The following is an 11378-nucleotide window of genomic DNA, read 5'->3' as shown; positions in this document are numbered from 1 at the left end:
CCGATGTATCGCGACGAGAGCGACCTCCTGGGCGAACCCGGCCGGGCGTCGGGCGAGGCCATCGCCGGGACACCGGCCGCCGAGCCCGCGCTCGGGCCGCTGCTGGTCAGCCTCCAGCTGACCGACTCGGCGTTCCCGAGCGGCTTCTACACGCTGTCGCACAGCCTGGAGGGCTTCGCCCACGCCGGGGCGGTCGACCGGGAGAGCCTCCCGCTGCTGCTGGAGGATCTGCTGCTGCACGGCGTCGGCCCGGCCGACGCCACCGCACTCGCACTCGCCCACCGGGCGACCCGGGCGGGCGACGCGGCGGCCGTCGTCCGAGTCGACGAGCACCTGTTCGCCACCAAGCTGGGTCGCGAGATGCGCCAGGCGGCCACCCGGACCGGCCAGCAGCTCCTCGACCTCGCCGCCGAGGTGTTCGACCGCCCGGAGATCACCGAACACTTCGACCGTGTCGTACGCCGAGAGGCCCCCGGTACCCAGGCGGTGGCCGCGGGCGTCATCTACGCGGCCACCGGTGTGCCGGTCCGCCAGGCGGTCGCCGCGGACCTGTTCGCGTTCTGCGCGAGCTTCGCGGGAGCCGCCCTGAGGCTGCGGCTCACCGATCACCGAAGAGCGCAGCGGCTGCTGCGGGACGCCGCACCCGTCATCGAGGCGACGGCGGAGGCGGCGCTGCGGCGCGAACTCGCCGACGTCGGCGCCACCGTCTTCGCCTCGGACATCATGTCGGGCCGTCATGAACGCGCCGAGGCACGGCTGTTCGCGAGCTGATCCATCCATCCCCACGAACCAGGGAGCACCATGGACGACAACGTACTGCGGGTCGGCATCGGCGGACCGGTCGGGTCCGGCAAGACCGCGCTCATCGAGGCACTGGTACCGGTACTGATCGAGCGCGGCCACCGCCCCTCCGTCATCACCAACGACATCTACACGCAGGAGGACGCCCAGCACATCCGCCGCACCCTCGACGGGGTCCTCGAACCGGAGCGCGTCGTCGGCGTCGAGACGGGAGCCTGCCCGCACACCGCCGTGCGCGACGACCCCACGATGAATCTGGCGGCCGGTGCCGAGATGCTGGAGCGCTTCCCCGACACCGACACGCTGCTCTACGAGTCCGGCGGCGACAACCTCACGCTCACGTTCAGCCCGGCCCTGGTCGACCTGTTCATCTTCGTACTGGACACCGCCGAGGGCGAGAAGATGCCCCGCAAGCGCGGTCCGGGCATCACCGATTCCGATCTGCTCGTCATCAACAAGATCGACATCGCCACATACGTGCGCACCGACATCGACGTCATGGAGTCCGACGCCCACCGGGTCCGCGAGAACCGCCCGGTCGTCCTCACCGACTGCCTCACCGGCGTCGGTGTCGAGGATGTCGTGGGATTCCTCGAATCCCGCCGCAAGGCGCTGATCTGACATGCACCCCACCCCGTCGCCGCCCCGGCCGGACCGGCTGGCCCCGGACTACTACACCGCGGCCCGCGTCCCCCCGGACGTGGCGGCCCTGGCGTCCGTGCCCGACACGCTCGGGCCGGGCTCGCCGGCCAAGGTCGGCATCCTCGACCTGGCCTTCGCCGTACGGGGCGGTCGCACCGAACTCGTGGAGCGCTACCAGAAGACCCCGCTGCAGATCATGCGGCCGTTGTGGATCGACCCGGCGATGCCCGGCATGAGCTACGTCTATCTGATGGCGACCGGCGGCGGCATCGCCCAGGCCGACCGCTATCGGATGGACTTCCGCTGCGGACCCGGCACCGAGGTGCACCTGACCACCCAGGCGGCCACCAAGGTCTTCCGCATGGAGCACGACTACGCGAGCCAGCGCGTGCACCTCACGGCGGACGAGGGCGCCTACGTGGAGTATCTGCCGGACCCGCTGATCCCGTTCAAGGACTCGCGGTTCTACCAGCGCACCGAGGTCACGGTCGCACCCGGCGCCACCGTGGTCGTCGGCGACACCCTGACCGCCGGGCGGCTCGCCCGCGGCGAGCGTCACGACTACCGGGTCCTCGCCACCGATCTGCACATCGCCCGGCCCGACGGCACCCTCCTCGCCATCGACACCCTGCGCCTGGCACCGGGTGCGGGGCCGGGCGGCAACGGCGTCGTCGGCCCCGGCGTGTTCGCCGGGCACGACCATGTGGCGTCGCTCTTCGTCGTCACCGACCGCACCCCGGCCACCGAGCTGGCCGACACCCTCCACGAGGCGCTGGCCGGGCTCGGCGTCCTGCACGGAGTCAGCGTGCTGCCCCGCGACTGCGGCGCCTGGGTCCGGCTCCTGGGCGACAGTCCCGTCAGGGTCGCCGCGGCGCACGCCGCCGCCTGGGACGCCGTGCGCCGGCTGCTCACCGGTCACCCGGCCCCCGATCTGCGCAAGCCGTAACACATCACCGACCAGCCCCCGTGCCCCTCCCGCCCCCCCACGACGAGGTCTCCGCAGATGAACACCGCTCCCGCGCCGATGCCACCCGCGTACGACTCCGGCGACACCGCCTGGCTGCTCGCCTCCACCGCCATGGTGCTGCTGATGACGCCGGGACTGGCGTTCTTCTACGGCGGCATGGTGCGCACCCAGCACATCCTGATGATGATCAAGATGAGCTTCGCCGCGCTCGCCTTCGGCACGCTCGTCTGGTGGGTGATCGGCTACTCGCTGGCGTTCGGACCGGATGTCGGCGGCGCCGGACTCATCGGCAACCTCGATCACGTGTTCATGCACGACATCGGACTGACCACCCTCACCGGTCACATTCCCACCTTCGTCTACAGCACGTTCCAGATGGGCTTCGCGATCATCACGGTCGCGCTGATCAGCGGCTCGATCGCCGACCGCGCCACGATGAAGGGCTGGCTCGTCTTCGTCGTCCTGTGGCTGCTCATCGTCTACATCCCGCTCGCGCACTGGGTGTTCGACCAGGACGGGTGGATCGTCAAGCACCTCGGTGCCCTGGACTTCGCCGGCGGTCTGCCGGTGGAACTCAACTCCGGGGTCGCCGGGCTCGCCGTCGCACTGGTGCTGCGGGCACCGCGCGACTTCGCCCGTCGCGAGGAGCGGCCCAACAACGTTCCGCTCGTGGTGATCGGTGTCGGGCTGCTCTGGTTCGGCTGGTTCGGTTTCAACTCCGGCTCGGCGCTCAGTGACCAGGGCACCGCGGCCGCGGCGTTCATCAACACCCAGCTCGGCGCCGCGGGCGCCATGATCACCTGGCCGCTGGTCGAGAAATGGCGCACCGGGACGGTCACCACCATGGGTGTCGTCTCCTCCGCCGTCGCGGGCATGGTCGCCATCACTCCCGCCTGTGGCGAGATCAACACACTCGGCGCCGTCATCACCGGCCTGGTCGTGGGGGCGGTCTGCGCCTTCGCCATCACGCTCAAGTACCGCTTCGGCGTGGACGACACGCTCGATGTGGTCGGTGTGCACGGCGTCGGCGGTCTGGTCGGCCTGATCATGGTCGGCCTGTTCGCCACCGCGCGGATCAGCGGCAAGAAGGGGCTCTTCCACGGCGGCGGCTGGGGACTGCTGGGCAAGCAGCTCATCGCCATCGTCTCCGTGATCGCGTTCTCCTTCATCCTCACCTGGATCATCGCGAAGGTGGTCGATCTGGCCGTCGGCTTCCGCGCGAAGGACGAGTACGACAGCGTTCCCGGTACGGAGCGGGAGCGCGCCTACGACTTCCAGACCGCCGAGCGCCTCGGCGCCCTGGTCTCCGGAAAGGCTGTGACCAGCGACGACGAACTCGTCAGGCAGATCACCAGGCTGCTGCGGGCCCGGGAGGAGTCCAAGTGACGGGCCCTGCCGGGGCCGGGCCCGTCAGGGGGCGGCCCTCATCGCCGCCCAGCACAGTCATCGGATGAGTCTGGGGAACGTGTTTCGTTCTGTCTGGAAGATTGCATTGACAGGTTCGAGTCGCACTCCAATCATCGGATGTCATGACCGAACTTCCCAGACGCCATGTACTCGGAATGACGGCAGGGGCGGCAGTCGGCGCCGCCCTGCTCACCCCCGCCACCGCCGATGCGGCCCCGCACCCCGCGGCCGCCCCGCGCACCGGAGCCGGCACCGATGACGGCGGGTGGGGCACCGTTCCCGCCGCCGTGCCCGTGCCTCTCGACAAGTGGTTCGACAATGACGGCATCGACACCGCCGACGCCCGTGGCGGCGACTTCGATGGTTCCGGCTACACCTTCCCGGGTGAGGAACTCCCCGCCGGGGAACGGGAGATCGGCGGCACCGTCTTCCTCTTCCCCGGCTCCGCGGCGGGTGCCGGGAACAACGTCGTCGCCCTCGGCCAGCGCATCGACCTGCCGCCCGGCCGCTATCTCTCCGGCCTCTTCCTCACCTCGTGCAGCTACGGCGCCGCGTCCGGCAGGGCCACGGTCCACTACGCCGACGGCACCACGGCGACCCCCGTGCTCGGCGGGCCCGACTGGTACGGCGGCAGCGGCGCCCTCACCGCCGCGTACCGCTACAGCGCCGACGGTGCCAAGGACCCGCACCAGGTGTCCATGGCCGTCAGCGAGATCGCGCTCGACCCGGCCAGGGAAGCCGTCGCGCTCACCCTGCCCACCACCCAGCCCGCCGAGGCGAACAAGTCCTCCCTGCACATCTTCGCCCTCTCGCTCCAACCGGCGGCGCAGGGAAGGGCGTTGGCGCTGCGCGATGCCCACTCCACCACCTCGCTGCTGGACTCCGGCACCCAGAGCGTCGAGGCCACCGTCGTCAACGCGGGCACGGTCGGCATTCTCGCCGCCGACGGCCTCACCCTCTCCGTGGACGTGCCCGGAGCCCGTACCGTCGCGCCCGCCCGCGTCTTGCGCCTCGCCCCCGGCGAGCAGGCCCGCGTCCGCATCGGTATCCGCAGCAGACCCGGCACCGCACCCGGCACCACCCAGGAAGGCAACGTTGTCGCGCGCGGACGCGGAGCGGCGGCGGCCACCGTCCGGCGCTCGCTCACCCTCGGCGTCCCCGACTACGCACCGACGGACGCCTCCCTCTCCACCCACCAGGCGCCGTACTGGTTCCAGCAGGCGAAGTTCGGGATCTTCATCCACTGGGGGGTCTACTCCGTACCGGCCTGGGCGCCGGTCGGCACCCAGTACGCGGAGTGGTACTGGAACCAGATGCAGGACCCCGACAACCCCGCCCACGCCCACCACCGCGACACCTACGGCGAGTCCTTCGCCTACGACGACTTCATCCCGAGGTTCCGCGCCGAACGCTTCGACCCGCGTTCCTGGGTGGAGCTGTTCCGGGACGCCGGTGCCCAGTACCACGTCCTCACCTCCAAGCACCATGAGGGCTTCGCGCTCTGGGACACCAAGCTCTCGGACCGCAACTCGGTGAAGATGGGCCCCGGGCGCGACCTGGTCAAGGAGCTCTTCGACGCCTCGCGCCGCTACACCCCCGAGCTCCACCCCGGGCTGTACTTCTCGATGCCCGAATGGTTCAACCCCGACCACCCGTGGATGGGTCACGCCCCGCGCAATCCGTACACCCTGGAGCCCGTCCCGTACACCGGGCACACGGCGGGCAAGGACTACGTCACCGAGTTCCAGGGACCGCAGATGCTGGAGCTGATCCACGGCTACGACCCCGAGATCCTCTGGTGCGACATCGGCGGCGACAACGACAGCCACCGGGTGCTGGCCGAGTACTTCAACCACGCCAAGAACCGGGCCCGCCCGGTCGAGGTCACCGTCAACAACCGCTCCGGGATCGGCCCGTACGACTTCACCACGCCCGAGTACACGACGTACGACCAGATCGTCACCGCCAAGTGGGAGTCCAGCCGAGGCCTCGACCCGTACAGCTACGGCTACAACGCCCAGACGCCGGACGAGAAGTACATGACGGCCGAGGAGGTCGTGCACTCGCTCGTCGACATCGTCTCCAAGAACGGCAACTTCCTGCTGGACATCGGGCCCAGGGCCGACGGCACGATCCCCGACATCATGCAGCGCAGGCTGCGCGAGACGGGGGAGTGGCTGAAGACGAACGGGGAGGCGATCTACGACACCACGTACTGGTCACGGATGCCGCAGCTCGGTGAGGATCTGCGGTTCACCCTGCGGCCGAACCGGGCGTTCTACATCCACTCCCTGGTGCGGCCGGGCGCGACCCTCACCGTCGAGGCACCGGTGCCGGTCCGCAGCGGTGACCGGATCACCCTGCTCGGTCACGACCGGCCGCTCAACTGGCGCGTCCGGGGCGGCTCGCTGGTGATCGACGTACCCGCGGCGGCCCGCAGGACCGGGAAGCACGCCTGGGTGTTCAAGATCGCCTGGTCGGGCTGAGCCAGGAGGGACCGAGTGAGACGGGGGGCATGAAGTCCCGCACATAGGTCCGGTGCCACCAGCGTCCGGTGGCCCGCAGTTCGCGCCAGGTCGTGTACCGGTAGTGGTACACCCTGGCGCGGACATGCGCGGGCGGGGCGTCGGGGAAGGGGTTGTGACGCAGCAGCCGCAGGGTGTCCCGGTCGTTCTCCAGCAGCCGCTCCACGAAGGGGCCGAACCAGGGGTGGGCGTACGCGGGGGACAGCGCCGCGAACCACATCAGCCAGTCCAGCCGCAGATGGTACGGGGCGAACTGGCGGGGCATCCGGCGCGGATCGCCCGGTTTGCCGCGGAAGCCGTACTCCCGCCAGACGGTGCCGTCGTGGAGCACCTCCTCGTCCGTGCCCTCGACCGCCACCTCCAGCCGGACCCGGCTGATGCTGCCGAACGCGCCGTAGGTGTTGACCAGATGCAGCGGGTCGAACGAGCGGTTCATCACCTGGCGCCGGGAGATCAGATTGCGCGCCGGGCGGTAGCTGAGGAAGAGGACCAGCGCGGTCACCGCCAGGACGACGATCTCGTACCAGAGCGGCGGCGCGGACTGCGCGGGCGGCGCGGCGAACAGGGACCAGTCGACGGCGGACAGGGCGAGGGCGATCGTCAGCCAGTTCAGCCAGGCGAAGTTCCCCGACACGACCAGCCACAGCTGGGTGACGATCATCAGCCCCGCGGCCGCGCTCGCCACCGGCTGCGGAGTGAAGAGGAGCACCGGTACCAGGAGTTGGGTGACGTGGTTGGCCGCCACCTCGGCCCGGTGGACGGGCCTGGGCAGCCGGTGGAAGAACCAGCTCAGCGGCCCCGGCATCGGCTGCGTCTCGTGGTGGAAGTACAGACACGTCAGCTTGCGCCAGCACTCGTCGCCGCGGATCTTGATCAGCCCGGCGCCGAACTCGACCCGGAACAGCACCCAGCGCAGCAGCCACAGCACCAGGACCGGCGGCGCCGTGTGCGCGTTGCCGAGGAAGACGGCGAGGAATCCGGTCTCCAGCAGCAGCGATTCCCAGCCGAAGCCGTACCAGGTCTGGCCGACCTGGACGATCGACAGATAGAGCGCCCAGGGAAGCGCCCAGAGCGCCATCGCGGCCCAGAGCGGCAGGTACGAGTCCGCCCCCGCGAGCAGGGCGGCGGCGATTGCGCAGCCGGTCCAGGAGACGAAGGCGAAGAAGCGGTCGCTGTAGTGGAGCCGGAACAGGCCGGGTGCACTGCGCCAGTCCGTACGCCGCAGGAAATCGGGTACGGGCAGCATGCCGCGTTCGCCGATCAGCGCCCTGAACTGGAGCGCGGCGGTGAGAAAGGCGACCAGATAGACACCGGCGAGAGCCCGCTGGAAGACCAGCCGGCTGAGCCAGTACCCGTCTGCGGTGAACCATTCCATCGCTTCCAGTATCGGCCCACCGGCTCCGCTCAGCCCTTCAGCCCCGCTCGGCGCGGCCCTCGGCGACGATCCGGCGCAGGGTGGATCCGAGCCGGCGGGCGTACCACCGCTGGGTCAACGGTACGAGCGGGCCCGCGAGCCGGGTGTACCAGGCGGCCGGGCGGCTGAACGCCATGACGGTGAACCACACCGTCCCGTCGTCCGCCGACTCCACCACGAAGGACTCCTCACCGCACTCGGGGTGCTCGGCCAGTGTCCCGTAGGCGAATCCGACGAGGTCCTTCTCGTAGGCCGCCCAGACGACGCGGCAGGGAGCGGTGAACCGGAACGGTCCGGCGCCGAGCGACACCCGGACGGTGACCCCGGCCTCGGCGCGGTCCGCCGACGCGTGGACCCCGGCCCCGGAGACGCGGTGCATGCGCCAGCGGGTGACGGCGGCGCCCGCCGCTTCGAAGTCGGCCCGGCCGCGGCCGACCCGGGTCCGGTGGTGGAGGTGGTGGTATCCGTCGGGGAGCGGGCCCAGCCGGGTGGCTCCGACCTCGGGGTAGGTGAGTGCGGTCATGCCGTCCTGCCTTCGTGGTCGGTGCGGTTCTGGAGCCTTCGCCAGGCGAGCAGCGAGCAGAGCGCGAAGCCCAGTGCGTTGCCGAGGCCGTGGGTGGCGGCCATCCAGGTCAGTGTGGGGTGGGGGAGCCCGGTTGCTTCGCCGAGTGCCCAGCTCAGCGCGAGCACCATGGTGACCGCGAGCACGGCGGACGAGACGGCGAGCAGCAGCCGGGTGATCCCGTCCCGGTTCCGGTCGCGGATCGATCGCCAGGTGAGCAGGGCGACGGTCCACATTCCCGAGGTCAGCACGACCGCGCCGGCCAGTTCGGCCCAGTCCCCGATGAAGTAGCCGATCAGGACGAGCAGGGTGCCCAGCGGCACGCTCAGCGCGGCGAACCTCCCCGCCGGGCTGTCGGTGATCCGGCAGACGAGCCCCGAGACCAGCGCGGCGGCGAATCCGGCGAAGTGGAAGTGCGGCACGGTCAGCGCGAGGATGCCGAGCCCGAAGCCGAAGAGCGGGTGCCCCGAGCGTTCGGCGACCAGGGCCGTGGCGGCGACGGAGGGTGTGACCAGGGCGGTCAGCAGCGCGATCTCGGCGGGTGTCACCGTGGGCGTCCCGGGCGTCCGGTGGTTGCGGAGCAGCCGCGGCGGTGCGTGCAGGGCGAGGAGTAGGGCCCCGAGCGCGTAGCAGGCCGCCAGGACGGTGGCCGGGCCGCCGCGCGGCAGCCAGAGGGCGACGGCGCCGGGCACGGCGAAGAGCGGCCAGAGACGGCGTATCCGGTCCAGCTCGGGGGCACCGGCCAGCCGCAGCCCCACCGGGACCACCACCAGCATGCCCAGCATCACGATCAGACCGACCAGCACCGACATCACGACCCCCTCGGCTTGAACGTGTTCAAGCGCGTTCGGTGGTGACTCTACGACGCTTCTTGAACGTGTTCAAGAAGCGGGGCCGCGCGGGGAGGGCGGACGGGGCGGGTCCGGCGCCGGGCGCCTCAGAGGGCTCCCCGGCGCCACTCCCGTATCAGCAGATACCCGAGGTACACGCCCCCGATGGCCATCGTGTAGATGCCGACGGGCAGGTTGTCGAAGAGCGGCAGTTGCTGGGCGCAGAGATCCGCGAGCACCAGCAGCAACGAGCCGGTCAGCGCCGACAGCACCAGATGCGGGCCGGATACCCGGGTGATCCGCTTGGCGATCTGCGGAGCTGTGAGCGAGATGAACGCGATGGGTCCGGCGACGCTGACGGCACCGGCGGAGAGCACGATCGCGAGGACCACCGCGAGGGTCTTCGTGTTGCGGGGCTCCGATCCGAGCGCGCCCGCGATGTCGTCGCCCATCTCCCCGATGTCCAGCCGCCGCGCGATCAGTGCCGTGAGCGGGGCGACGACCAGCAGCACCAGCCAGATCGTGGTGGCGTCGCCCCAGGACCGTGCCGACAGGCTGCCGTTGACATAGGCGGTGAGCACGGCGGCCCGGTCCCGCTCCATGGCGTAGACGACGTACTGGGTGATCGCGGTGCCGATCGCGGCGACCCCGATTCCGGCGATGACGAGCCGGGCCGGGTTGCGGAATCCGGTCCCGGTCGACACATGGACCAGCACCATGGCGAGAACGGCGCCGAGCAGCGCTCCGAGCGCCACCGGCACGGTGTCCGGGAACAGCAGCGCGGTGATCGCCGCGCCCGCCCCGGCGCCGGACGCCAGCCCGATCACGTCGGGGCTGCCGAGCGGATTGCGGGTGACGGACTGGAAAAGCGCCCCGGAGAGCCCGAGCGCACCGCCGGTACCCACGGCGACCACCAGCCGCGGCCCCCGCAGCCGCTCCATGACGAATGCGTTCTTGCCCTCGGCCCCGCCGGTCACCGCCCCGGCGAGTTCGGAGAGCGGAATGCCCAGCCGCCCGAGCGACAGCGTGGCGACGGCCCCCGCCAGCAGCAGCAGGAACAGGACGAGCGCCGTCAGCACGGACACCCGCCGGACCGGCAGGGCCACCCGCCCGCCGGCCGTGAGGACCTTCCGCGGCGAGGCGGTGCGGATCGCGGTTTGATGCGACGTCATGAGTTGCCCCTCATCCTGCGTACGGCAATGAGCAGTGCGGGTGCCCCGATGAACGCGGTCACGACGCCGACCATCAGCTCCTGCGGGCGCATCACCACCCGCCCCACGACATCCGCCAGGAGCAACAGAGCCGGGCCGACCAGCGCCGAGAAGAGGATCTGCACCCGGAAGTCGACCCCGACCAGCGCCCGCACCACATGCGGAACGGCCAGTCCGACGAAGGCGATCGGGCCGACCGCCGCCGTGGCCGCCGCGCTCAGCAGCGTGGCCGAGAGCAGCCCGCCCGCCCGCACCAGCGCCGGACGGGCCCCCAGGGACGCCGCGGTCGAGTCACCGAGGGCGAGCGTGTTGAGGCCGGGGCCGAGCACCGCGGCCAGCACCAGACCGGCCACGGCGAACGGCAGGACCGACCAGAAGACGTCGAAGTCCCGTCCGCCGAGCGCGCCGACGACCCAGTACCGGTAGCTGTCGAACACCTTCGGGCGGCTCAGGGTCACCGCCTGGATGAATGCCATCAGCACGGCGGAGAGCACCGCACCGGCGAGCACCAGCCGCACCGGCCCGCTGCCCGAACCCGCCGAGCCGATCGCATGGACGAGCAGGCCGGCGATCAGGGCACCGGGCAGCGCCCACCACATGGTCTCCGTGCTGCCCGTCGCCCCGAGGAACGCCGTCGCGGCGACGATGCTCGCGGAGGCGCCCGCGTTGATCCCGAGAAGGCCGGGATCGGCCAGCGGATTGCGGGTCACTCCCTGCATGAGGGTGCCCGCGACGGCCAGGCAGAGACCGGCGAGCACACCGAGCGCGGTCCGCGGATAGCGGCTCTCGACGATGGTGGTGACATTCGGATCGGCGGTGCCGGACAGCACGTGCAGCACATCGCCGAACGAGGTGGTCCGGCTGCCGAACATGATGCTCGCGAAGACGGCGAGTACGAGAACGACGAGTGCGACGACGAGGGAGGACACCCGCCGAGCGGTGCCGGCCCGTGAGGTGCCGGGACCAGTCGGGGGGGGGTGGGTGGGGGTGGCCATGGGGGTGGTGGTCTGGCCCAGGCG

Annotated in this window: 10 protein-coding genes; 5 read left to right on the top strand and 5 right to left on the bottom strand. The window is 71.0% G+C overall.

What is annotated here, in order from left to right; translation table 11 throughout:
• Positions 1 to 3 precede the first annotated feature (3 nt).
• From ACFV8T_RS22995 to ACFV8T_RS22975, 5 genes are all read left to right on the top strand, one after another.
• Complete coding sequence (locus ACFV8T_RS22995) at positions 4 to 771, top strand: urease accessory protein UreF (protein WP_385330347.1); 768 nt, start codon at positions 4 to 6, stop codon at positions 769 to 771.
• A 30-nt stretch (positions 772 to 801) separates the two neighbouring features.
• Entirely contained in the window at positions 802 to 1422 is a 621-nt protein-coding gene (ureG, locus tag ACFV8T_RS22990; protein WP_385330344.1) for an urease accessory protein UreG, read from the top strand.
• Position 1423: 1 nt separating this feature from the next.
• Positions 1424 to 2389, top strand: coding sequence for an urease accessory protein UreD (locus ACFV8T_RS22985; RefSeq protein ID WP_385330341.1), 966 nt, complete (start codon positions 1424 to 1426; stop codon positions 2387 to 2389).
• Between the two features lie 57 nt (positions 2390 to 2446).
• Positions 2447 to 3796 (top strand): ammonium transporter, encoded by a 1350-nt coding sequence (locus tag ACFV8T_RS22980; RefSeq protein WP_385330338.1) that lies wholly within the window; start codon positions 2447 to 2449, stop codon positions 3794 to 3796.
• Between the two features lie 143 nt (positions 3797 to 3939).
• Positions 3940 to 6303 carry an alpha-L-fucosidase gene (locus ACFV8T_RS22975; protein WP_385330335.1) on the top strand — a complete coding sequence of 788 codons (2364 nt, stop codon included), beginning with the start codon at positions 3940 to 3942 and terminating at the stop codon, positions 6301 to 6303.
• On the opposite strand, the gene ACFV8T_RS22970 is transcribed toward ACFV8T_RS22975, so the two are convergent.
• The 5 genes from ACFV8T_RS22970 to ACFV8T_RS22950 all read right to left on the bottom strand — a co-directional run bounded on the left by ACFV8T_RS22970 (position 6281) and on the right by ACFV8T_RS22950 (position 11354).
• Positions 6281 to 7717, bottom strand: coding sequence for a lipase maturation factor family protein (locus ACFV8T_RS22970; RefSeq protein WP_385330333.1), 1437 nt, complete (start codon positions 7715 to 7717; stop codon positions 6281 to 6283). The genes ACFV8T_RS22975 and ACFV8T_RS22970 overlap by 23 nt on opposite strands.
• Positions 7718 to 7754: 37 nt before the next feature.
• Positions 7755 to 8279: a DUF1990 family protein gene (locus ACFV8T_RS22965; RefSeq protein WP_385330331.1), complete on the bottom strand. Its 525-nt coding sequence runs from the start codon at positions 8277 to 8279 to the stop codon at positions 7755 to 7757.
• Positions 8276 to 9130, bottom strand: coding sequence for a YndJ family protein (locus ACFV8T_RS22960; RefSeq protein ID WP_385330329.1), 855 nt, complete (start codon positions 9128 to 9130; stop codon positions 8276 to 8278). Before ACFV8T_RS22960 ends, ACFV8T_RS22965 begins: the two co-directional genes overlap by 4 nt.
• Positions 9131 to 9255: 125 nt before the next feature.
• Positions 9256 to 10320 carry a FecCD family ABC transporter permease gene (locus tag ACFV8T_RS22955; RefSeq protein WP_385330326.1) on the bottom strand — a complete coding sequence of 355 codons (1065 nt, stop codon included), beginning with the start codon at positions 10318 to 10320 and terminating at the stop codon, positions 9256 to 9258.
• Positions 10317 to 11354, bottom strand: a complete 1038-nt coding sequence (locus ACFV8T_RS22950; protein ID WP_385330475.1) for a FecCD family ABC transporter permease — start codon at positions 11352 to 11354, stop codon at positions 10317 to 10319. Before ACFV8T_RS22950 ends, ACFV8T_RS22955 begins: the two co-directional genes overlap by 4 nt.
• Positions 11355 to 11378 lie beyond the last annotated feature (24 nt).

Source organism: Streptomyces sp. NPDC059832, assembly GCF_042731715.1.
Taxonomy (GTDB): domain Bacteria; phylum Actinomycetota; class Actinomycetes; order Streptomycetales; family Streptomycetaceae; genus Streptomyces.
This window is presented reverse-complemented; position numbering and strand designations above follow the sequence as displayed.

Bases quoted from the DNA above. Each gene is read 5' to 3' on its own strand.
- ACFV8T_RS22965 (WP_385330331.1), bottom strand. From the start codon at position 8,279: ATGACCGCACTCACCTACCCCGAGGTCGGAGCCACCCGGCTGGGCCCG.
- ACFV8T_RS22975 (WP_385330335.1), top strand. From the start codon at position 3,940: ATGACCGAACTTCCCAGACGCCATGTACTCGGAATGACGGCAGGGGCG.
- ACFV8T_RS22950 (WP_385330475.1), bottom strand. From the start codon at position 11,354: ATGGCCACCCCCACCCACCCCCCCCCGACTGGTCCCGGCACCTCACGG.
- ACFV8T_RS22970 (WP_385330333.1), bottom strand. From the start codon at position 7,717: ATGGAATGGTTCACCGCAGACGGGTACTGGCTCAGCCGGCTGGTCTTC.
- ureG (WP_385330344.1), top strand. From the start codon at position 802: ATGGACGACAACGTACTGCGGGTCGGCATCGGCGGACCGGTCGGGTCC.
- ACFV8T_RS22980 (WP_385330338.1), top strand. From the start codon at position 2,447: ATGAACACCGCTCCCGCGCCGATGCCACCCGCGTACGACTCCGGCGAC.
- ACFV8T_RS22995 (WP_385330347.1), top strand. From the start codon at position 4: ATGTATCGCGACGAGAGCGACCTCCTGGGCGAACCCGGCCGGGCGTCG.
- ACFV8T_RS22960 (WP_385330329.1), bottom strand. From the start codon at position 9,130: ATGTCGGTGCTGGTCGGTCTGATCGTGATGCTGGGCATGCTGGTGGTG.
- ACFV8T_RS22955 (WP_385330326.1), bottom strand. From the start codon at position 10,320: ATGACGTCGCATCAAACCGCGATCCGCACCGCCTCGCCGCGGAAGGTC.
- ACFV8T_RS22985 (WP_385330341.1), top strand. From the start codon at position 1,424: ATGCACCCCACCCCGTCGCCGCCCCGGCCGGACCGGCTGGCCCCGGAC.